Source organism: Geodermatophilus sp. URMC 60 (genome assembly GCF_053502585.1).
Genome location: NZ_CP199958.1, coordinates 3986548 through 4007988, shown reverse-complemented (window position 1 = coordinate 4007988; position 21441 = coordinate 3986548). Strand labels below are relative to the sequence as shown.

Genomic DNA, 21441 nt, shown 5'->3' with positions numbered 1-21441 from the left:
TCAGCCGCCGGTCAGGCGCAGCAGGACGGCCTCGTCCGGCCCCAGCTCCAGGTCCCGCACCGGCCCCGGCGGCCGGCCGGGGTCGGTGGAGACCAGCAGGGCGGCCTCGCCGTCGACCGGGATCGCGCGTGTCCCGGCGGTGAAGTTGACAGCGGCCAGCAGCCGCTGGTCGTCGTCCTCCCGGAGCCAGGCCAGGACGCCGGGACCGGCGTCGACCATCTGCTGCCGGCCCGTCTGCAGGGCGGGGGAGGCGGCCCGCAGCGCGCCCAGCCGGCGCACCAGCGACAGGGTGGACGACGGGTCGGCGGCCTGGCGCTCGACGCAGAGCCGCTCGGCACCCGCGACGATGGGCAGCCACGGCTCCCCGGCGGTGAAGCCGGCTCCGGGGCCGGCGGCCGACGGCGGCCGCCAGGGGATCGGGGCGCGCTCGGGGTCGCGGCCGTCGACGTCGACCACCCGGTCCGGCGGGACCACGGCGTCGGGCAGTCCCAGCTCGTCGCCCTGGCAGAGGAACGGCGTCCCGCGCAGGGCGGTCAGCAGCAGCGCGACCGCCCTGGCCCGAGCCTCGCCGTGTCCGCCGTCGTCGTAGCGGGTGGCGATGCGCGAGTGGTCGTGGTTGCCGAGGAACCAGGCCGGCCACGCCTCCGGCTCGGCCTGCGCCGCGAACTCCTCGATCGCGGTGCGGAAGGCGTCGGCGTCCCACGGCAGGTGGACGAAGACGAAGTTGTGGACCAGGTGCAGCTGGTCGCCCCCGGCGAGGTAGGCCAGCACCCGGCGCAGGTCGAGCAGGTACACCTCGCCGACGATCATCCGGTCGGGGAACTCGTCGACGACCCGGCGGATGCCCCGCAGTCGTTCGTGCGCGGTCTCCCAGTCCTGGTCGTGCCTGCGGTCGGAGCCGGCGTTGCTGCCCAGCAGGGGGTCCTTGGCGAGCCGCTGCAGGGCGTCGATGCGCAGCCCGTCCACCCCGCGGCCGAGCCAGAACCTGACGACGTCGTGCATGGCGGCCTCGACCTCGGGGTTCTCCCAGTCCAGGTCGGGCTGCTGCGGGGTGTAGGAGTGCAGGTACCACTGCCCCGTGCGCTCGTCGAGGGTCCAGGCCGGGCCGACGGCGGCGAACTCCGAGCGCCAGTCGTTGGGCGGCCCGCCGTCGGGCGCACCGTCCCGCCAGACGTACCAGTTCCGCTTGGGGTCCTCCCTGGAGGAGCGGGCGGCGAGGAACCACGGGTGCTGGTCGGAGGTGTGGTTGGGCACCCAGTCCAGGACCACGCGGATGCCCCGGTCGTGGCAGTCGGCGACGAGGTCGTCGAGGTCGGCCAGCGTGCCGAACAGCGGGTCTACGTCGCAGGGGTCGGAGACGTCGTAGCCGAAGTCGGCCATGGGGGAGGGGAACACCGGCGAGAGCCAGACCGCGGCGACCGAGAGTCCGGCGAGGTGGTCCAGGTGCGCCCGCAGGCCGCGCAGGTCACCGACGCCGTCGCCGTCGGAGTCGGCGAACGACCGCGGGTAGACCTGGTAGACCGCGCCGCGCCGCCACCACTCGGTCACGAGCCCTCCTGGCCGGCGCTCGTCGGCGTCGGAACGGACCGTGCTGCGCCCGAGCGGAACCCCGCGGGCCCGGTCACGGGCGCGGGATGTTGCGCAGGTTGCTGCGGGCCAGGTCGATCATCTTCCCGACGCCGCCGCCGAGCACCATCTTGGTCGCCGACGTGGCGAACCCGCGGATCTGCTCCCCGGTGATGGCCGGCGGGATGGACAGGGCGTTCGGGTCGGTGACGAACTCCATGAGCACCGGCCCGGGGTCGGCGAGGCCCTTGGCCAGCGTGTCCCGGACGTCGCGGGGGTCCTCCACCCGCATCGCCCGGATGCCCACGCCCTCGGCGATCGCGGCGAAGTCCGTGGGCTCGTGGTCGGTCTCGAAGTCCGGGATGCCGTCGACCATCATCTCCAGCTTCACCATGCCGAGCGACGCGTTGTTGAACAGCACGATCTTCACCGGCAGCCGGTGCAGCCGGACGGTGATGAGCTCGCCGAGCAGCATCGCCAGCCCGCCGTCCCCGCTCATCGACACCACCTGCCGGCCGCGGCCGGCGAACGACGCGCCCACCGCGTGGGGGAGGGCGTTCGCCATCGACCCGTGCCGGAACGACCCGATCACCCGGCGCCGTCCGTTCGGCGTCAGGTAGCGCGCGGCCCACACGTTGCACATGCCGGTGTCGACGGTGAAGACGGCGTCGTCGGCGGCCAGCTCGTCGAGCTGCGCGGCCACGTACTCGGGGTGGATCGGCCGCATCTGCTCGACCCGGTGCGTGTAGGCGTCGACCACCTTCTCCAGCGCCTCGGCGTGCTGGCGCAGCATCGAGTCCAGGAAGCGCCGGTCGGACTTGCGCTCCAGCAGCGGCAGCAGCGCGCGGATCGTCTCCCCGACGTCCCCGTGGACGGCGACCTCCAGCGGCGTGCGCCGCCCCAGGTGTCCCGCCTCCGCGTCGACCTGCGCCGTCCTCCGCTGCGGCAGGAAGTTCGTGTAGGGGAAGTCGGTGCCCAGCAGCACGAGCAGGTCGGCCTCGTGGGTGGCCTTGTGCGCCGCGCCGTAGCCGAGCAGCCCGTTCATCCCGACGTCGTACGGGTTGTCGTACTGGATGACCTCCTTGCCGCCGAGCGCGTGCCCGACGGGGGAGAGCACCGTCCCGGCCAGCTCCATCACCTCGTCGTGCGCGCCGGCGCAGCCGGCACCGCAGAACAGCGTCACCGTCCGCGCGGCGTTGACCGCGTCGGCCAGCGCGTGCACCTGTTCGGGCGCCGGTCGCACCGGTGAGGGCCCGGCGACCATCGCGGTGGGCACGGCGGGCCCGCCGGACTCCTCGGCGGCCAGGTCGCCCGGCAGCACCACCACCGAGACCCCGCGCTTGCCGAGTGCGGTCTGGATCGCCACGCGGAGGGTGTGCGGCATCTGCTTCGGGGTGACGACCTCGCACCAGTGCGAGCAGTCCTGGAACGTGCGCTCGGGGTGGGTCTCCTGGAAGAACGCCATCCCGATCTCCTGCGACTGGATGTGCGAGGCGATCGCGACCACCGGGGCGCCGCTGCGGTGGGCGTCGTAGAGGCCCTGCAGCAGGTGGGTGTTCCCGGGCCCGCAGGAGCCGGCGCAGACCGCCAGCTCGCCGGTGACCTGGGCCTCGGCGGCGGCCGCGAACGCGCCGCCCTCCTCGTTGCTGACGTGCACCCACTCGATGCCGTCGGTGTGCCGGACGGCGTCGACGACGGGGTTGAGGCTGTCGCCGACCACCCCGTAGATGCGCCGGGCGCCGGCGTCCCGCAGCATCCGGACGAGCTGGGTGGCGACGGTCGGGTGGGCCATGGCGACCTCCGGGGACGGGACGAGGGCGGCCGGGTCGGGGTCGCGGTACCCGGCCGACCGGCCGTCGAGTCGCGCGGACGCGGTCAGCGGGCCAGGAAGTGCACGCCGAGCCACACCCAGGCGAGCAGCACCGCGACCCGCCCCGGTGTCGTGCGCATGGCGGCGCCGAGCGCCTCGCCGACGGTGGCCGGCCCGGCGCCGCGGCGGGCGGCCGCCTCCAGCGCGAGGGCGGTGACCAGCAGGACGGCGAACCCGGCGGCCCCGGTCACCGCGGCCGCCGGGGGCCCGCGCGGGTGACCAGCCAGGCGCCGGCCGCCAGCCAGCCGAGGGCCGCGACGCCGCGGAGCACCGGGGCGGCGAGGACCGGGTCGGCCAGGTCGCTGAGCGTGGGGAGGTCGTCGTCGGCCAGGGTGACCAGCTCCCAGGTGAGGGCCGCGGCCAGCCAGCCGACCCAGGGGAGCCCACGCCGGCCGACCGGCTGCGCCTCCGCGCCCGCGCGCCGGGCCAGGCCCGCCGCGGTGACGACGGCCCCGGCGGCGGTCACGGCGAGCAGGGCCCCCGGGGACAGCTCGCCGGAGACGGCCACCGCGGCGGCGCAGGCGACGGCCGCCGCCGCGCAGGTGAGCCGGCGCGCGGAGCGGGAACACCGCATCCGTGCATGCTGACGCAGCCGACCGCAGGAGGGTGCTGGTCCTCGCCGCGACGCTGGTACCGGTGCTCGGCGCCTGGAACAACCTGGTCGTGCACCGGCTGCCGGGCCGCCCGGGCTCCTACGTCGTGGTCAACGTCGCGGCGGCGGCCGTGCTGCTCACCGCCGCCCGCGCCGGCGGGCTGTCGTGGGCCGAGCTCGGGCTCGACCGCCGACGCCTCGCGGCGGGAGCGCGGTGGGGCGGGGCGTGCGCGGCGGTCGTCGCGGCCGGCTACGGGACGGCGCTGTCGGTCCCCGTCCTCCGGCCCCTGCTCGGTGACGCCCGGGTGGCCGGCCTCGACGGCGGGGAGCTCGCCGGGCAGGCGCTGGTCCGCATCCCGCTCGGGACCGTGCTGTGGGAGGAGGTCGCCTTCCGGGGGGTGCTGCTGGCCACGATGGGCCGGCTCCTCTCCCGGCGCGGCGCGACCGGGGTCTCCGCCGCCCTGTTCGGCCTCTGGCACGTGCGGCCCACGCTCGGGGCGCTGGCCGCCAACGACCTGGCCGGGGGACCGCTGGCGCGCACCGGTGCGGTGCTGGTGGCGTGCCTGGGCACCGCGGCCGCCGGTCTCCTCTTCGCGGAGCTGCGGCTGCGCAGCGGCAGCCTGCTGGCGCCCGCCCTGCTGCACCTGGCGACGAACTCGCTCGGCGTGCTCGCCGCGGCCGCCGTGCACAGGCTCGGCTGACGTCCCCGGCCCCTCGCACGGGCCCGCCGCCGGCCTCGTCCAGAGGCTCGCCGCGAGCCTGCGAGCGGTGAGGAGGACGGGGTCCTTCTAGACTCGCGCCCGATGACGACGGGGAGGTGGCGAGCGGCGCTCGCCGTCCTCGCGGTGGTCGCCGGGGCGCTGGCCGTGCTGACCAACCTGACGCTCTTCCCGCTCTACTCGCTCAACCGCGACGACTCGGTCTACGTCGCCATGGCCCGGCTGCTCGAGACCGGCGCGGTCACCCTCCCCGCGGACCACGACGCGTTCCGCCCCTGGGCCTCGGCGGTGGTCGGCGACCGGGTCGTGCTGAAGTACACGCCGCCCTGGCCGGCCGTGATCGCCGCCGGGGACCTGCTCACCGGCTCACCGCGCGCGGCCCTGGCGGTCAGCGCCGCGGCGGCCGCGGTGCTCGTCGCGCTGCTGGCCGCCGAGGTGCTGCGCGACCGGGCCGTCGCCCTCACCGCCGGTGCGCTGTTCGCGCTCTCGCCGGTGGTCGTGGTGCAGAGCGGCACCTTCCTGCCCTACCTGCCCGCGCTGGCGCTGGGCCTCGGCGCCGCCGTCCTGCTGCTCTCGGGAGCGCGGCTGGGCTCGACCCCCCGGCTGGTGGCCGCGGGCTTGGTGGCCGCGGTCGCGGCCTTCGCCCGGCCCTTCGACGCGCTGCTGACCGTCGCGCCGTTCGCCCTCGCCGTCCTGCTGTCCCGGGATCGCGGCGGCCTGTCCCGCCCCGGCCTCGTACTCCGGGTCGCCGCCGGGGCCGTGCCGGTGCTGGCGCTGACGCTGGTCTACAACGCCGTCGTGGTCGGCGGCCCGTTCCGGCTGCCGTTCACCGTCACCGGCCCGCAGGACACCTTCGGCTTCGGCGACCGAGGGGTCTTCCCGCAGTACACGGTGCACTTCACGGCGGTCGACGGCGTCACCGGGATGCTGGCCAACCTCCTCGCGACGCCGGGGTGGGTGGCCGGTGGAGTCGTGCTCGTGGCGCTCGCCGTCCTCGGCCTGGTGCGGACGCGCGGGGCAGCACGCTGGGCGGTCCTGGCGCTGGCCGTGGTGGTGCCCCTGGGCTACCTGCCGTTCTGGGGGCCGTGGGCGATCAGCGCGCAGTGGGAGGGCCTGGAGCTGTTCGGCCCCTTCTACTGGCTCCCGGTCGTCGTCCCGCTGGTCGTGTTCGGCGCCGCCGGCCTGGCCGGGGTGGCGCGTCGCGGGCAATCGACGGCCGCCGTGGTCGTCGCGGCGATGGTCGGGCTGACCGCGCTCGCCGTGCCCGGCCCGGTGACCGGCAACCGGGAGGTGACCGCGGAGTACCGGGCGGTGCAGCGGGTGGTCGAGGAGACGGGCCTCGACGACGCGCTGCTGTTCCTGCCGGAGCGCGGCGACCTGGGCTTCGAGAGCGACACGCCGTTCCTGCAGAACGACCCGTCGCTGCAGCAGCCGGTCCTCTACGCCGAGCAGCGCGGCGCGGCCGACCTCGCGCTGGCCGCGCGGTTCCCGGACCGCTCCCCGTACCGCCTGTCGCAGGACGAGGACGGGCCGCCGGTGGTGGAGCCCCTCCGGGTGGACGCCGGGCCGCACCTGACCCTCAGGGTGAGGTCGACCCCCCGTCCCGGCGCCGTCGCCTACCTGCGGGTCGGCGACCGCACGTACGAGGAGCCGCTGGACCCCACCGGCGAGGTGAGCTGGACCGTGGCCGCACCCGACGCGGCGGCCGACCCGGGGGCGGTCGCGCTCGAGGAGGACGGCGTGCTCGCCGTCGGCCTGGCCGCCCGGTCGCCCGGGGACGACGGCATCGGCGACCGCTGGGAGCGGCGGATCGCGCACCGCACCGTGGACGGCGGGGCGCGGGTGGAGCTGCTGCGTCCGGGCCAGGCCTGGGCGCGCACCGACGGGGGTCGCTGGGTGCCCGACGCCTCCGGCAGCCCGGTCGAGGAGCTGGGCTAGGCGAGCTGCCGCTCCAGCCAGTCGAGGACCCGCTCACCGCGAAGGCCGACCGCGAGCGGCTCGCAGTGGCCGTCCGCGCCCTCCTCGGCGGTGAACCGCACGAGCTCCTTCTCGCCGGGCAGCACCTCGTGCAGCCGACGGGACTGCCCCGGCCAGAACTGCTCGTGCTCCGGGTCGGTGACCAGGACCGGGCAGGTGATCCGCCGGACGACGTCCTCGGTCAGCGTGTAGGCGCGGGCGGCGGTGAAGAAGTCGAACGGCGAGGCGGTGCCGTAGGGCCGCATCCGCCACGTCATCATCGCCTGGACGCGCGGGGCCAGCCGCAGCCCCAACGCCATCTCCTTGTCGAAGACCTCCCGGTCCCCGGTGTCGAGCAGCCGCACGAGGTGGTGCGGCAGGTGGGCGAGCATCGCCGCGGACACGTCGACCACGCCCGGGTCGGCGACGGCGGCGGCGATGCGGTGCTCGAAGGCCACGGCACGGGGCACCCAGTAGCCGCCCTGGCTGACGCCGACCAGGGCCAGCCGGCGCGGGTCGACGTCGAGACGGTCGAGCAGGGCGTCGACCACGGGAGTGACGACGTGCTCCCAGTCGGGCCGGAAGGGCAGCCCCTGGCGGACGAGGGCGGCGTTCTGACCGGGGCCGTCGAAGGTCATCGCGTTCCACCCGCGGGCGAGGGCGCCGGAGATGCCACGCACCCAGGCGCCGACGACCGACCCGTCGCTGCCGTTGTTGTAGACTAGCGTGGGGCGGGGCTCGTCCGCCGCGCCGGAGCGGAACAGGTAGCCGGGCAGGGTGGTGCCCTCGTACGGGATCTCCAGGCGCTCGACGGCGAGGTCGGTGGCGTCGACGAAGGCGTCCCAGGCCCGGCGGTGCCGCTCCCAGACCGCGGCGAACAGGCCCTCCTCGTCCGTGCGGTCGGCCGCCTCCGTCGCGGTGGCGAGGTAGTTGGCGGCGCGCAGGGACCGGGCCGCCACCGAGGCGGCGCTCCCGTCCTCGGCCAGCAGCCGCTCCGCGGTGGCGGTCCACTCGTCCACCCAGGACCGGCCCCGGCCGTCGTGGATCCGGTCGACGGTGGTGAGCACCTCGCCGACGTCCGCGGCGCCGGCGAAGACCCCGCCGAGCAGGTTGCGGGTGGCGAAGTCGAAGTCCTCGTCGTGGAACAGCCGGCGCACGGCGGTCACCTCCCGGGTGGGTGCGACGACGATCCCGTGGTTTCGCGGTCGGCCGCACCGGCCGGCGCCGCCCGGTCCGTGGGGCCTCGCGGGTCGTTCCGGGCGGCGAGGGGACCGACCGGTTCCGTGAGGCCGCGCAACGGGGTTCCCGGGCCCGGCGCTGCCCGGCAGCATGGCGCGGTGGACGGACTGGCCGCGGTGCTCGCGCTGCTCGCCGCCGTCCTGTTCGCCGTGGCATCGGCGGTGCAGCAGCGCTCGGCCGCCGACGTCCCCGACGCCCGCGGCGGCCGGCTGCTGCTCGCGCTGGCGCGCAGTCCGCGGTGGTGGGCCGGGACGCTCTGCGACACCGCCGGGTTCGCCGCCCAGGCGGCCGCCCTCGGCCTGGGCTCGCTGCTGCTGGTGCAGCCGCTGCTGGTCACCACGCTGCTGGTCGCGCTGCCCCTGGGCGCCCGATGGGGCGGCCGTCGGCTGCGCCGGTCGGACCGGGTCTGGGCGGCGCTGCTGGTGCTCGCGCTGGCCGTCTTCGCCGTGGTGGGGGAGCCGACGGCCGGCGTCGACCGGGCCGGCTGGCGCCCGTGGCTGCCTGCGTGGGTCGTGCTGGGCCTGCTCGTCGGCGGTTGCCTGGCCGCCGCGGCGATCCGCCGGGGGACGGCGCGGGCGGTCCTGCTCGCCGTCGCCGCGGGCGCGGCCTACGGGGTCGGTGCGGCGCTGACCAAGGGCGTGGTGAGCCTGCTCGACGACGGTCTGCCCGTGCTGCTGACCAGCTGGGAGACCTGGCTGCTGGTCGTCGCGATGGTCGGGGGCACGTACCTGCAGCAGTCCGCCTACCAGGCCGGGGCCCTCGAGGCGTCGCTGCCGGCGGTGACGGTGGGGGAGCCGGTGGTCGCCGTCGCGCTGGGGGTTGGGGTGCTGGGCGAGCGGCTGCGCGCCGACGGTGCGGAGTGGGCGCTGGTCGCCGTCCTCGTCGTCGTCATGGCCGTCGCCACCGCGGCGCTGGCTCGGGCCGCGGCCGGGACGCCGAACCCGTCCCCGCCTGAGGACGGCGGACGAGGGCTCGGGTCCGGCACCACCGCGGGGTCATCTCGCTCTGACGGCGGCCTGTGAGACGACTTCGACCGGGCGTGATGGTTTCGTCGACGGACTGCTCGCCGTGTCCGTTCCCAGCCGACGGGAGTCCGCGGTCAGCGGCACCAGCCTGGCGAGCAGGATCCCCATGCCCACCCAGCCCAGGGGTGGCAGCTGCTCGTGCAGGACGAGGACGGCGATGAGGGCGGCAACGGCGGGCTCGAGCAGGGAAAGCGTGGTTGCGGTGCTCGCGGGGACGGCAGCAAGGCCCCGGCCGAACAACACGTAGCCGAGGAACATCGGCACGAGGGCCAGGTAGGCCACGGCCGCCAAGTTGGACCACGAGGCGACGATCGGAGCGCCGGTGAGCAGCAGGACCGGTAGCAGCAGGACACCGCCGGCCCCGAAGATGGCGCCCATGACCGGGCAGGAGGGCAGTCCCCGGCGCATCACTCGCGCCGCACTCCACGAGTACAGCGCGTAGGTGACCCCGGCCAGCAGCCCCAAGGCGATGCCGAGCACCGGCTGCGCACCGGAACCGCCGGTCGCAGCCTCCCCGCCTGGGTGCGCAAGGGTGAGCGCCAGCACGCCGAGCACGCCGGCGGTGGCGCCGAGGGCCCAACGGCGGGACAGCGGCTGGCGGTCGATGACGCGTTCGATGAGAGCGGCCGTCATCGGCGCTGAGCCGATGGACACCACGGTGCCGATCGCGACCCCGGCGAGGCGCATCGAGGTGTAGAAGGCCAGCGGGTACACCGCCACTGCGATGGCGGCCGCCGCCAGCGGCCGCCACTGCGCGGCCAGGCCGGCGCGGTGCGCGCGCATCAAACGGTGCGCGGCCGCGGCCTGCAGCAGGCCGCCGACGCCCATTGCCGCAGCACCGACCGCCAGCGACCCGACGCCGGGGGCCAGCGCCGCCGCGGTACCGGTCGTGCCCCACAGCACGGCTGCGGTCAACACGCACACGGTGCCGTACGTCGTACCGTGCCTCACCGCGCGGCCCGGCCGCCGGCGGAGTCCACGCACCGTAGGGCCAGCTCGCGGACGCGGTGCAACCGGCGGGAGTCGCCCTCCAGCCCGGCCCGGGCCATCGCGCCCTCCAGCAGGAACGACAGCTCCTCGGCCAGGTCGGCGACCCGCTCGGCCGGCACCTCGTCCAGCTCAGCGAGGTGCTCGGCCAGCAGTGCCTCGACCGCCTCCTTGTGCCGGCGCACCAGCTGCCGGCCGGGTGCACCGGCGGGCAGCTCGGCCGCCGCGTTGAGCAGCCCGCAGCCGCGGAACCCGTGCCGGTAAGCCATCTCGGCGTGGTCGACGTAGGCGTCGAACACCGCGGCGACCCGCTGTCGGGCGTGGGTCGCGCTGGCCAGCCGGCGGCGGTAGAGGTCCAGCCACTCCTCGTGCCGCGCCTCCAGGTAGGCCACGACCAGGTCTTCCTTCGAGGCGAAGTTGTTGTACAGGCTCATCTTCGCCACGCCCGCCGCGGCGGTGATGGTGTCGATCCCCGTGCCGTTCACCCCGTGGTCGTAGAAGCACTGCGCTGCCGCGGCGAGCAGCCGGGCGCGGGCCGAATGGCGGCGCGGCCGCACCGCCGGCTCGGTCCCTGGGGTCTCCTGGTGTCCACGGTCGGACATGGGCAGCTCCTCATGCGCTTACTAGGTAGACCAGTATAGCTAGTAAAGTGCCGACATGGTGCCTTCGAGGATCGAGACAGTCGACTACCACACCGGCGGGGAGCCCTTCCGGATCGTCGTCGAGCCCCCGGTGCCGATCCCGGGCGCCACCGTGGCCGAGCGCCGCGCACGGGCCATCGAAGAGCCCGACGTCCAGGCGCTGCGGGCGGTGCTGTGCTCCGAGCCGCGCGGCCACGCGGACATGTACGGCGGGTTCGTCGTGCCGCCGGACGACGACGGTGCTGACCTGGGCGTGCTGTTCTGGCACAAGGACGGCTTCTCCACCGCCTGCGGGCACGGCACGATCGCACTCGGCGTCTGGGCCGTCGAGACCGGGCTGGTCGCCGCACCGGAGAACGGCAGCGTGGACGTGGGCATCGACGTGCCGTCGGGGCGGGTGACCGCGCGGGTGCACCGCGAGGCCGGCCGGACGGTGGCGGTCGACTTCGTCAACGTGCCCAGCTGGGTGGTCGCCCGCCAGGTCCCGGTGACGACCTCTCGAGGCGAGGTGACCGTCACCGTTGCCTACGGCGGCGCCATCTACGCGACCCTGCCCGCCGATCAGCTGGGCCTGACTGTCACCCCCGAACGTCTCGGCGAGCTGATCTCGCTGGGCCGGGAGATCAAGTGGGCACTCAACGGCAGCGAGCACGCCGTGCACCCGGCCGACCCACGGCTCAACGGCATCTACGGGACCATCTGGTACGACGAGCTCGGAGTCACCGACGGACAGGTCCACCAGCGCAACGTGGCCGTCTTCGCCGACGGTGAGGTCGACCGCTCACCCTGCGGCTCGGGCACCTGCGCGCGACTGGCGGTGCTGGCCGACGAGGGCCGGCTTCCGTCCGGCACAGTGCTGCGGCACGACTCGATCGTGGGCAGCACCTTCGCCGGGACGGTGCTCGGGACCGTGGACGTCGCCGGGCGTCGCGCGGTGCTCCCGCAGGTCACCGGGATGGCCTACCGCACCGGCGAGCACCGGTTCGTCGTCGATCCGCACGACGCGCTGGTTCCCGGGTTCGTGCTGCGGTGAGGTTCCTCGACGCGGACGCCGTCGCCGCGCTCGGCCCGGCCGGCGCGGTCCGGGCGATCACCGATGCGCTGCGCGGCGGCCTGGACCCCGCCGGCGACCCACCCCGCACCGCGGTGGGCCTCGCGCACGGCCAGTTCCTGCTCATGCCCTCGGAGACCCCGGCCGCGGCCGGGGTGAAGGTGGTCGCCGTCGCCCCGGGCAACCCGGCCCGCGGCCTGCCCCGCATCCAGGCCACCTACCTGCTCCTCGACGCGGAGACCCTGGCGCTGCGCGCGGTGCTCGACGGCACGGCGCTGACCACGCTGCGCACCCCGGCGGTCTCGGTCGCCGCCGTCCTGCCCGCCCTGCCCGACCGGCCGCTGCGGGTGGCGGTGGTCGGCGCCGGGCCGCAGGCGGTCGGGCACGTCGCCACGCTGGCCGCCGTCCGCCCGCTGGCCGGCGCCGTCCACCTGGTCCGCGACCCGTCCCGGACCCCGCTGGCGGCGGTCCGGCTCGGCTCCGCGGACGCCGACGCGGCACTGCGGGCCGCGGACGTCGTCGTCTGCGCGACCTCGGCCCGCGCGCCGCTGTTCGACTCGACCCTGCTGCGCGACGACGCCGTGGTGGTCGCGGTCGGCTCGCACGAGCCCGACGCCCGCGAACTGGACGCGGCGTTGCTGGGCCGGGCCACCGTGGTGGTCGAGGACGTCGCCACCGCGCTGCGCGAGGCCGGGGACGTGGTCCTGGCCATCGCCGAGGGCGCACTGACCGCCGACGACCTCGTACCCCTGCGCGACGTCGTGACCGGCGCGGTGCCCCTGCCCGCCGACCGGCCGCTGGTCGTCAAGAGCGTCGGCATGTCCTGGCAGGACCTCGTCGTCGCAGAAGCCGTCGTGCGCACGGCGGCGGCTGACCGTCCGTAGGTGGGCCGCTCAGGGACACTGGCCGGCTCATCCTGACGGCGGCCTACGTGTCATCCGAGGTGACCGCACACCTCCGACCTCATCCCGCGGTCGCGGCCTGGGCGATGTGCCCTACCGCGCGGCCGGCCGGATGCTCTTCGCCGGTCCCGACGTCCTGAACCGGAACCTCCTGGAAGGCGCGGACCTCGATCCGGGCTCCGAGCGCCTTGGATGCCTTCGCGGCCCAGGCGACGGCAGCCTCCCGGTCCGGCGCCTCGACCACCCAGAAGCCCCCGAGGTACTCCGGCGCCTGCGTGTACGGCCCGTCGGCGAGGGCGAGGTCGTCGCCTGTGTGGTCGACGGTGACCGCCGTCGAGGGCGGGTGCAATCCACCCGCGAAGACCAGAGCGCCGGACGCCGCCAACTCCTCGAGGAAAGCACCGGCCACTGCCAGCGTGGCCTCCAGCTCAGCGGGATCCATCGACGCCATCGTGGGCTCCTCGGCCGAATCGTGCGGCATGGACAGCAGGTACTGCGTCACGGTGGTCCTCCGAGGTCGTCGCGGCGCCCGTCCGGCCGCGCTCACGAGCGAATGACCCCCTACGCCGCCGGATCTCATCGGTCGAGGCCCGATCGGCGACACGCGTTCGCCGTGCTGGCGGCGTCCCTGAGCGGGCCGCTCGGGGACACCCGTCAGCGCGCCCCACGCCACCGGTGCCAGCGGGCCCCGGGCGTCCTGTCCGGTCAGACGGAGACGACCGGGGCCCCCAGGCGGATCTCCCCGTCGGTGAGGACGTCGGCGCGCAACCCGCCGCGGTGGATCAACGGCCGCAGGAGCCCCGGTCCGCTCAGCCGGTCGAGGTGCACGCAGGGCTCGCAGAGCCGGCGTCCCTCGCAGAGCACGTCCCCGATGCGGAACCGCCGTCCGAGCAGGGCGTTGACGTCGATGCCGCGGGTGAGGACGTTGCGCCGGGTGCCGGCGAAGTCGAGTGCCGGCCCCGCCGCGGCCAGCTCGTCGAGCACCTCCGCGGCGATCAGGGTCAGGTCGTAGCCGGGGCGCCGTCCGGCCCGGGGGGTGAACGTGCCGGCCCCCGCGGCGTATCGGTCCCCCTCGAGGCCACGCCCGGCACGGGCCCGCGCGACCTCGAGCAGCTGCATCGGCGCCTCCGCCGCGGGCGCCACGGCGAGGCCCTCGACGGTGCCGCGCAGGTCCGTCCCGGCCGGCTGCCGGTGCAGCACCGGGTCGAGGGAGGCGACGGCGTAGGCCGCGCGGATGCGCAGGTCCGCGGTGGCCCGACCCAGCAGGGCGGGCGCCTGCGGGCTGAGCACGACGCCCGGCGGCGTGCCGAACGCCAGCACGGCCACCTCCGCCCCGTCGGCCTGCCGGTCGGCTGCCGGCCCGGGCGGGTCCTCGACGACGGCGATCCACCAGCCGGCCCACTGGAAGCGCACGGGGTCGGCGATGGGCACCAGCCCCGACCCGTGCTCCGCGAGCCAGGTCCGCCACGCACCGAGGGCCTGCGCCAGGTCCTCGCCGGGCCGCGGCAGGTCGGTCACCGGCACCTCGGTGACCGACGCCAGGCAGGCGGCGAACCCCCGGGCGAGCGCGCCCGCGACGGGTCCGGGCGGCAGTTCGACGTCGATCACGGTTCCTCCAGAGGCACTGCCGGTCAGGTGCCGACGACGCCGCGCACGGCCAACGAGACTGCCAGGGCGGCCATGACGACGGCGATGACGGCGTCGAGGACGCGCCAGGCCGCCGGGCGGGCGAACACCGGCCGGAGCAGGCGGGCGCCGTAGCCGAGACCGACGAACCAGATCGTGCTGCCGAGACCGGCACCGGCGGCGAACTGCCACCGGTGCTCGCCGTACGTCGAGGCCATCGAGCCGAGCAGCACCACCGTGTCCAGGTACACGTGCGGGTTGAGCCAGGTCAGCGCCAGGCAGGTGCCGACGGTCACCGCGAGACCGGTGCGGGCGCCGTCGGCGTCCGGCAGCAGGACCCCGGGGCGCAGCGCCCGGCGTGCGGCGAGCACGCCGTAGCAGATCAGGAACGCCGCCCCGGCGAAGCACACCACCGGGACGAGCCACGGCACCCGCGACAGGGCCGCGCCGGCCCCCAGCACCCCAGCGCCGATGAGCGCGAGGTCGGAGAGGGCGCACACCGCCACCACCGCGGCCACGTGCTCGAGGCGGAGTCCCTGCCGCAGGACGAAGGCGTTCTGGGCGCCGATGGCGACGATCAGCCCGAGGCCGAGGGCGAGCCCGGACGCGACGGCGAGCAGCGCCGGGGTGGTCAGCACACCGTGGACGTTAGGAAGCCAGTTCCGTACGGTCCAGCTAATCATGCTGAAGCATCGTTAGCCTGACTGTCCATGGACCTGGACCTGGCCCAGCTGCGGGCGCTGGACGCCACCGTCCGCGGCGGCACGCTGGAGGCCGCCGCGCGGGCGCTGCACGTGACCCCGTCGGCGATCAGCCAGCGGTTGCGCGCGCTGGAGGTCGCGACCGGCCGGATCCTGCTGGTGCGGACCAGGCCGGTGCAGGTCACGGAGTCCGGGGAGGCGGTGCTGCGCCTGGCCCGGCAGGTCGACCTGCTCACGGCCGACGTCGTCCGCGAGCTCGGTGGCGACCACTCACCCGAGCGCGTGCCCACGCTGCCGATCGCGGTCAACGCCGACTCTATGGCCACCTGGGTGCTGCCCGCGCTGGCGCCGCTGGCCGGCGACGTCTGCTTCGACCTGTACCGCGAGGACCAGGAGCACACCAGCGCCCTGCTGCGCGCCGGCACGGTCATGGCGGCGGTGACCGCGGACGCCGAGCCGGTGCCCGGCTGCACCTCCACCCGGCTGGGCGGCATGCACTACCGGCCGATGGCCACCCCCGGCTTCGCGCGGCGCTGGTTCCCCGCCGGCCCCACCGCCGAGGCGCTCACCCGCGCACCGGTCGTCGTCTTCGACCGCAAGGACGACCTGCAGCACCGTTATCTGCACGCGCAGGCCGGTCCCGACGTCGCCCCACCGGTGCACCACGTACCCGCGTCGGCGGACTACGTCGCCGCCGTCACCCTCGGCCTCGGGTGGGGCATGGTGCCCGACCTCCAGGCGCGGGAAGTGCGGGCGGAGCTGGTCGCCCTCGACCCGGCCGCCGCGGTGGACGTCGTCCTGTACTGGCAGCAGTGGCGGCTGCGCTCGGCCACGCTCGACCGCGTCCGCGAGGTCGTGCTGGCAGCCGCCGGCCGCGAACTGGACCAGCCCGTCGGGACCAGGCGCTGACCGGCCTCGCTCAGCCCTCCGTACCGGTGGCCGTGGTGAGCTGCTCGGCGTACCTGCGCCGGGCGTCCTCCAGCGCTTCGATGGCCTTCTCGCGGCGTTCCCAGCCGCGGGTCTCGGCCGACTTGTCGGGTGCCAGGGCCTCGTAGATCTCGAAGAAGTGCCAGATCTCGGCTATCTGGTGCATCGGCACGTCCTCCAGCTCCTGCAGGTGGAGCTGCCGCGGATCGGTCGCGGGGACGCACAGCAGCTTGGCGTCCGGGCCCCGCTTGTCGTGCACCCAGAACACGGCGATGACGCGGGCGCGGACCAGGCACCCGGGGAAGGTGGGCTCGGCGAGGAGCAGGAGGGCGTCGATGGGATCGCCGTCCTCGGCCACCGTCTCGGGCACGAACCCGTAGTCGCCCGGATAGCCGGTCGCGGTGAAGAGCATCCGGTCGAGCCGGATCCGGCCGATCCGCTGGTCGTACTCGTACTTGTTCCGGGACCCCTTGGGGATCTCGACGATCACGTCGACTTCCATCGACACGCCCTCCTCGGTGGGACCCCGGAGCCGAGCCGGTCCGCCCTCGCCAGGCGACCCTGACCCCGCGCCCGTCGTCCGTCAACCCGGTCACGGGCGGTTCCCGGGGTGTCGTCCCCGAGGGGCGGCGTGTCCGCGGTCCTCACCCCGGCTCGAGCGCCCGCGCCTCGTCATGGCCGGCGCGGCGGCGCTGCAGGAGGGCGAAGACGAACGGCGGCAGCGAGAGCACCACCGTGGCCAGCCCCAGCAGCAGCACGTAGACGACGGGGTTGCCGGTCTGCAGCTGGTCCGGGGGGACGAAGCCGAGCAGGAAGGAGACGACGCAGCCGAGCAGGCCCACGCCTCCGACGAGCCACACCCCGGGCAGGCCGCCGGGGATGCGGTAGGGGCGGGGGACGTCGGGCTGCGTGTACCGCAGGCGGACCACCGCGGCGAACACCAGGGCGTACATCGTCACGACCACCTGCGCGGTGACCGCCGAGAGCATCCAGTACGAGGTGCTGACGCTGGGCACGAGTGCGAACAGCAGCGCGAACACCGACCCGGCGACCGCCTGCACGACCAGCAGGGCCACCGGGACGTCGTTGCGGTTGACCCGGCCCAGGCGCGCCGGCGCCAGGCCCTCCCGGGCGACCGCGCCGACGCCCTTCGCCGGCCCGAGCACCCACGGCGTCAGGTGCGCGACGCCACCGAGCGCGACGACGACGGCCAGCGGCGCGAGCAGCCACCCGATCGAGAGCCGCTCGAGCACGCTCGCGAACAGCTCCATCGTCCCGGAGACCAGGCTGATCTCCCGCTGCGGGACGACCAACGCCATGAACAGGGAGCCCAGGACGGAGAAGGCGACGGTGACGGCGACGGCCAGCGCGATCGCCCGCGGCACGGTGCGGCCGGGGTCGGCCGTCTCCCGGGCGTGGAAGCCGGCCATCTCCATGCCCGTGAACAGCAGGATGACCCCGCCGAGGAACGCCACGTTCCCGAGCGAGACGTCGGGCACCAGGGCGCCGGCGGAGAACGGGATCTCCGAGGCGTTGCCGCGCAGCAGGAACGCCGCTCCGAGCGCGACGACGAGGACGGCCGGCAGGATCGAGCCCGCGACCGTGCCGACCGCCCCGATCACCGACGACGTCCGGACCCCGCCCAGCGCGGCGGCCGTGGTGCCCCAGAAGACGACGAGCATGACCGCGACGAGGAAGAACCGGTCGTCGGCCAGCGCCGGGTCGAACGCGTAGGCCAGCGAGGCGGCGATGAACGACAGCACGGTGGGGAACCAGGCGACGTTCTCGGCGTAGTCGCACCACACCGCGAGCGCGCCCGTCCGGCCGCCGAAGGCCTCCTTGACCCAGGCGTAGACGCCGCCCTCCTTCGGCCAGGCGGTGCCCAGCTCGGCGGCGGCCATCGAGATCGGGACGAGGAAGACGCCGATCGACAGCGCGAACAGCGCGAGCATCGACCAGCCGTACTCGGCCATGACCGGCAGGTTCCGGGCGCTGACGATCGAGGCGACGTTCACCATGGCCAGGGACAGCACGCCGAGGCGGACCGTGCCGCCCGGCCGGGTCACGCGGGGTCCACCCGGCTCACGCCGCGGAGCGCCGCTCCGGCGCCGACGGCGAGGGCACGCCGCCGACCGCCCTCGGGACGAGCAGCTCACCGAGCCCGGGCAGGGCCAGGAAGCCCTCCGCGCCGGCGTAGCGCAGGCCCACCCGCGGCAGGTCGGCGCGGTGCCGGTAGGCCAGCACGCGGGGCAGCCACTCCGGGTCGAACCTGGCGTTGAAGTCGTGCAGGGACTTGATCTGGAAGAACGGGTTCAGGGCACCGACCGCCCACCGGGCCGCGCGCTGGGCCGGGGTGAACGGGACGTCGTCGGCGAACAGCCGCCCCCACATCGCGAAGTTCATCGACAGCCGGGCCACGCCGCGGGCGCCCAGGGCGGTCGCGGTGGACGCGATGAGGAACTCGGTCATCCCGTTCGGCGCATCGGGGTCGTGGCGCATCAGGTCGAGGGTGTAGCCGAACGACGGCCCGTAGGCGGGCACCAGCCGGAGGAAGCCGCCGGGCCTGCCCTCGGCGTCCTCCGCGACGCACAGCAGGAACCCTGGGTCGGCGCCGGCGCCGCGGACGTCCTGGGACAGCGACATCGTGAAGCCCCGCTCGGGGTGCTTGCCGCGCCAGCGGGCGCTGATCGCGTTGAGCTGGTCGACCAGCGCCGGCGGGGCGTCGGTCTCGGCGATCAGCCGGAAGCGGTGGGTCCGCCCGACCCGCCGGACGGCGGCCCGCAGGCCCTTGCGGCCGGGGCCCTCGAGGGTGAACCGGCGGCAGTCGATGACCGCCTCGTCGCCCAGGTAGAACGCGCTGAACCCGCGCGAGGAGTACAGCGGCATGCTCGCCTCGCGCGCGGCCAGCAGGGCCGGTGTCCAGGCCCGCTCGTCGCACATCGCCAGGAACTCGTCGAGCACGCGCGGCACGGACTCGCGGGACCCGATGGGGTCCCCCGAGACGAGCGCGTAGCCGCCCAGGTAGGTGTAGGCCAGGAACGCCTCCCCGTCCCGGGAGAAGAAGAACGTCTTGTCGTCGCGCAGGGCGAAGTAGGCCAGGGTGTCCCAGCCGTAGGTGTGCACCAGCCGCTCGGCGTGCGCCCAGTCGTCCTCGGTGTGCGGACGGCCGGCGGCGGCCAGCGGGCGGAACAGCAGCACGGCCAGGACGGCCAGGCCGACCACCCCCAGCGCGAGCAGGGCCGCCGGGTAGAACGCCGCGAAGAACCGGGAGCCGTAGGTGTAGGGGCCGTCGATGCCGACCAGCCCGCCGAACACGGTCCCCAGCGCCCCGGCGAGGGTGAGCGGCGGCTCGACCCGGCCCCGCTCGGCCCACAGCGCGGCCAGGCCGAACAGCAGCACGCCCGCCAGGTACAGCGGGACGAACCGCAGCACGCGCAGCAGGGACGGCGGATCGGCGGGCGCCCGGAACGCCGACCGGTACCGCACCAGCCCGGCGAGCAGCGCCAGGCACAGCGCCACGGCCACCGGGTGCGGCCCCTTCACCACGTGCGCCACGCCCCCGACGGCGAACAGCAGCACCGCCAGCCGCCAGGCCAGCACCTTGCGGCGGGACAGCTGGTCGGACAGCAGCAGGAGCAGCAGCCCCACCACCACCGACGCGACCGCGCCGCTCACCGGCACCCACAGCGGGCCGAACGCCGTTCCGCGGCCGGCGAGCCGCTCGTGCACCACGGGGAGGGCGGTGAGCAGCTGGAGGACGCCGGACAGCGCGGTCAGCCCGGCGAGCACCTGCACGGCCGTCGGGTGCGTGCGCGCCGTCGTCCCCGGGAGCGGGGGGACGGGCCCGGACGAGGGCGCCAGGGACGGCAGCGCGACGACCGAGCCCCCCGCCGTCCCCGCGCCGTCCGGGCCGGCCGTGCTGCCGGCCGGGACCGGGGTGGGAGCGACCAGCGGGCGCACCGCACCGTCCGGGCCGGTGCCCGGGACCTCGGGCCGCAGCGTCGGGAAGAGGATGACCTCGCGGATGGAGTCGACGCCGGCCAGCAGCATCACCAGCCGGTCGATGCCGATGCCCAGACCGCCGGTGCAGGGCATCCCGCACTCCAGCGCGCGGACGTAGTCGAGGTCGACGTCCCCGGCCTCCGGGTCGCCGTGCGACTTGGCGCGGGCCTCGGCCTCGAAGGCGGCCAGCTGCTCGACCGGGTCGTTCTGCTCGGAGTAGGCGTTGCACAGCTCGAAGCCGGCGACGATCAGCTCGAAGCGCTCGACGTAGGCGGGGTCGTCGCGGTGCACCCGCGCCAGCGGCGAGACCTCGCGCGGGTAGTCGACGCAGAAGACCGGCCCGACGACCGAGTGCTGCACCTTCTCGTCGTAGACCTCCTTCATCAGCCGCCCCGCGCCCCACGACGCCTCGTAGGGGATGCCGAGCCGGTCGAGCACCGCGCGGGCGTCGTCGATCGGCATGGCCGGGTGCATGGTGGCGCCGGTGACCTCGGCGATCATGTCGGCGAACCGCTTGCGCGGCCACGGCGTCGCGGCCAGGTCGATGGCGTGGCCGGCGTAGTGGACCGTGAGGTCGTCGCCGAGGGCCGCTCGTGCCGCGGCGGTGATGAGCCCTTCGGTCAGCTCCATCATGTCGGTGATGTCGCCGAAGGCCTGGTAGGCCTCCAGCAGCGTGAACTCGGGGTTGTGGCGGGTGTCGACGCCCTCGTTGCGGAAGACCCGGCCGATCTCGAAGACCCGCTCCAGGCCGCCGACGATCAGCCGCTTGAGGTGCAGCTCGAGGGCGATCCTCAGGTAGAGGTCGAGGTCCAGGGCGTTGGAGTGGGTGACGAACGGCCGCGCGCTGGCCCCGCCCTGGATGGTCTGCAGCACGGGCCCCTCGACCTCGGTGAAGTCGAGGTCCTCCAGGTGCCGGCGGATCGCCCGCACCGCAGCGTGCCGGATGCGGAAGACCTGCCGGGTGCGCTCGTTGACCTCGAGGTCCACGTACCGCTGCCGGTACCGGGTCTCGACGTCGGTGAGGCCCGCATGCTCGGGCGGCGGCGCGTGCAGCGCCTTGCCGAGGACGGCGAAGTCCTCGACGCACACCGACAGCTCGCCGGTCCGCGTGGTCATGACGGTGCCCTCGGCGCCGACCCAGTCGCCGCGGTCGACGTCGTCGAACTCGGCGTGCCGGTCCCCGCCCAGGACCGAACTGTCGACGTAGAGCTGGATGGCACCGGTGCGGTCGCGCAGCGTGGCGAACGTGAGCCATCCCTGCCGGCGGATCAGCTCGACCCGGCCGGCGACCCGCACGCGGTCGGTCGTCCGGACGTCGGGGGCCAGGTCCGGGTGGGCCGCGCGGATCCCGGCGGCGGTGGCGTCCGGGGGCCAGCGGTAGGGGTAGCCGGCGGTGCCCCGGGCGCGCAGGGCCTCCAGCTTGGCCAGCCGGTGCGCGCGCTGTCCGGCGCTGCGCCCGGCCACGTCGGTTCCGCTGACCACCGGGCCATGATGGAGAGGACCCCGGGCGGTGCGAGCCCCTCGGCGACGCCGGTCGCCCGGGTCCGGTGGGTCGCTGCGCTCGGCGCGGGCGGCCATCGCTGCGCGTGCCTCCGGGCAGGGCCTCCCGGCCCTGGTGCCGGGTGGCCGGCAGCGGG

The 21441-nt window shown here is 75.3% G+C and carries 19 protein-coding genes; 6 read left to right on the top strand and 13 right to left on the bottom strand.

What is annotated here, in order from left to right; translation table 11 throughout:
- The 4 genes from ACWIX3_RS18905 to ACWIX3_RS18890 all read right to left on the bottom strand — a co-directional run bounded on the left by ACWIX3_RS18905 (window position 1) and on the right by ACWIX3_RS18890 (window position 4010).
- Window positions 1-1548 (bottom strand): alpha-amylase family glycosyl hydrolase, encoded by a 1548-nt coding sequence (locus ACWIX3_RS18905; RefSeq protein ID WP_448608887.1) that lies wholly within the window; start codon window positions 1546-1548, stop codon window positions 1-3.
- Between the two features lie 73 nt (window positions 1549-1621).
- Window positions 1622-3358 (bottom strand): pyruvate dehydrogenase, encoded by a 1737-nt coding sequence (locus ACWIX3_RS18900; protein ID WP_448608886.1) that lies wholly within the window; start codon window positions 3356-3358, stop codon window positions 1622-1624.
- An 83-nt stretch (window positions 3359-3441) separates the two neighbouring features.
- A complete protein-coding gene (locus ACWIX3_RS18895; protein WP_448608885.1) occupies window positions 3442-3627 on the bottom strand; it encodes a DUF6186 family protein in 186 nt (61 codons plus the stop codon).
- Window positions 3624-4010, bottom strand: a complete 387-nt coding sequence (locus ACWIX3_RS18890) for a hypothetical protein (RefSeq protein ID WP_448608884.1) — start codon at window positions 4008-4010, stop codon at window positions 3624-3626. Before ACWIX3_RS18890 ends, ACWIX3_RS18895 begins: the two co-directional genes overlap by 4 nt.
- Window positions 4011-4042: 32 nt before the next feature.
- On the opposite strand from ACWIX3_RS18890, the gene ACWIX3_RS18885 reads away from it, so the two are divergent.
- Window positions 4043-4729 (top strand): CPBP family intramembrane glutamic endopeptidase, encoded by a 687-nt coding sequence (locus ACWIX3_RS18885; RefSeq protein WP_448608883.1) that lies wholly within the window; start codon window positions 4043-4045, stop codon window positions 4727-4729.
- A 102-nt stretch (window positions 4730-4831) separates the two neighbouring features.
- On the top strand, window positions 4832-6685 hold the full coding sequence (locus ACWIX3_RS18880; protein WP_448608882.1) for an SdpI family protein: 1854 nt from the start codon (window positions 4832-4834) through the stop codon (window positions 6683-6685).
- Here ACWIX3_RS18880 and ACWIX3_RS18875 read toward each other — a convergent pair.
- A complete protein-coding gene (locus ACWIX3_RS18875; RefSeq protein ID WP_448608881.1) occupies window positions 6682-7869 on the bottom strand; it encodes an alpha/beta hydrolase family protein in 1188 nt (395 codons plus the stop codon). The genes ACWIX3_RS18880 and ACWIX3_RS18875 overlap by 4 nt on opposite strands.
- Window positions 7870-8040: 171 nt before the next feature.
- Between ACWIX3_RS18875 and ACWIX3_RS18870 the strand changes: the two genes are divergently transcribed.
- Window positions 8041-8964 (top strand): DMT family transporter, encoded by a 924-nt coding sequence (locus tag ACWIX3_RS18870; protein WP_448608880.1) that lies wholly within the window; start codon window positions 8041-8043, stop codon window positions 8962-8964.
- Here ACWIX3_RS18870 and ACWIX3_RS18865 read toward each other — a convergent pair.
- Window positions 8938-9885 carry a DMT family transporter gene (locus ACWIX3_RS18865; RefSeq protein ID WP_448608879.1) on the bottom strand — a complete coding sequence of 316 codons (948 nt, stop codon included), beginning with the start codon at window positions 9883-9885 and terminating at the stop codon, window positions 8938-8940. The two genes, ACWIX3_RS18870 and ACWIX3_RS18865, sit on opposite strands and share 27 nt — an antisense overlap.
- 29 nt (window positions 9886-9914) lie before the next feature.
- Window positions 9915-10556 (bottom strand): TetR/AcrR family transcriptional regulator, encoded by a 642-nt coding sequence (locus ACWIX3_RS18860; RefSeq protein WP_448608878.1) that lies wholly within the window; start codon window positions 10554-10556, stop codon window positions 9915-9917.
- A gap of 55 nt (window positions 10557-10611) precedes the next feature.
- On the opposite strand from ACWIX3_RS18860, the gene ACWIX3_RS18855 reads away from it, so the two are divergent.
- Both ACWIX3_RS18855 and ACWIX3_RS18850 read left to right on the top strand, forming a co-directional pair.
- Window positions 10612-11628, top strand: coding sequence for a proline racemase family protein (locus ACWIX3_RS18855; protein WP_448608877.1), 1017 nt, complete (start codon window positions 10612-10614; stop codon window positions 11626-11628).
- Complete coding sequence (locus ACWIX3_RS18850; protein ID WP_448608876.1) at window positions 11625-12530, top strand: ornithine cyclodeaminase family protein; 906 nt, start codon at window positions 11625-11627, stop codon at window positions 12528-12530. Before ACWIX3_RS18855 ends, ACWIX3_RS18850 begins: the two co-directional genes overlap by 4 nt.
- A gap of 79 nt (window positions 12531-12609) precedes the next feature.
- Here the strand turns inward: ACWIX3_RS18850 and ACWIX3_RS18845 are convergent, their stop codons facing one another.
- The 3 genes from ACWIX3_RS18845 to ACWIX3_RS18835 form a co-directional block, all read right to left on the bottom strand.
- Entirely contained in the window at window positions 12610-13050 is a 441-nt protein-coding gene (locus ACWIX3_RS18845; RefSeq protein WP_448608875.1) for a YciI family protein, read from the bottom strand.
- A gap of 203 nt (window positions 13051-13253) precedes the next feature.
- Window positions 13254-14156 carry an MOSC domain-containing protein gene (locus ACWIX3_RS18840; RefSeq protein WP_448608874.1) on the bottom strand — a complete coding sequence of 301 codons (903 nt, stop codon included), beginning with the start codon at window positions 14154-14156 and terminating at the stop codon, window positions 13254-13256.
- A 23-nt stretch (window positions 14157-14179) separates the two neighbouring features.
- Complete coding sequence (locus tag ACWIX3_RS18835) at window positions 14180-14812, bottom strand: LysE/ArgO family amino acid transporter (protein ID WP_448608873.1); 633 nt, start codon at window positions 14810-14812, stop codon at window positions 14180-14182.
- Between the two features lie 72 nt (window positions 14813-14884).
- Here ACWIX3_RS18835 and ACWIX3_RS18830 point away from each other — a divergent pair, with 72 nt between their 5' ends.
- A complete protein-coding gene (locus tag ACWIX3_RS18830; protein WP_448608872.1) occupies window positions 14885-15784 on the top strand; it encodes a LysR family transcriptional regulator ArgP in 900 nt (299 codons plus the stop codon).
- 10 nt (window positions 15785-15794) lie between these two features.
- Here ACWIX3_RS18830 and ACWIX3_RS18825 read toward each other — a convergent pair whose 3' ends face one another.
- The 3 genes from ACWIX3_RS18825 to lysS all read right to left on the bottom strand — a co-directional run bounded on the left by ACWIX3_RS18825 (window position 15795) and on the right by lysS (window position 21286).
- A complete protein-coding gene (locus tag ACWIX3_RS18825; protein ID WP_448608871.1) occupies window positions 15795-16304 on the bottom strand; it encodes an inorganic diphosphatase in 510 nt (169 codons plus the stop codon).
- Window positions 16305-16446: 142 nt separating this feature from the next.
- Window positions 16447-17868: an APC family permease gene (locus tag ACWIX3_RS18820; RefSeq protein WP_448608870.1), complete on the bottom strand. Its 1422-nt coding sequence runs from the start codon at window positions 17866-17868 to the stop codon at window positions 16447-16449.
- A 16-nt stretch (window positions 17869-17884) separates the two neighbouring features.
- Window positions 17885-21286: a lysine--tRNA ligase gene (lysS, locus tag ACWIX3_RS18815; RefSeq protein ID WP_448608869.1), complete on the bottom strand. Its 3402-nt coding sequence runs from the start codon at window positions 21284-21286 to the stop codon at window positions 17885-17887.
- Window positions 21287-21441: the final 155 nt, after the last annotated feature.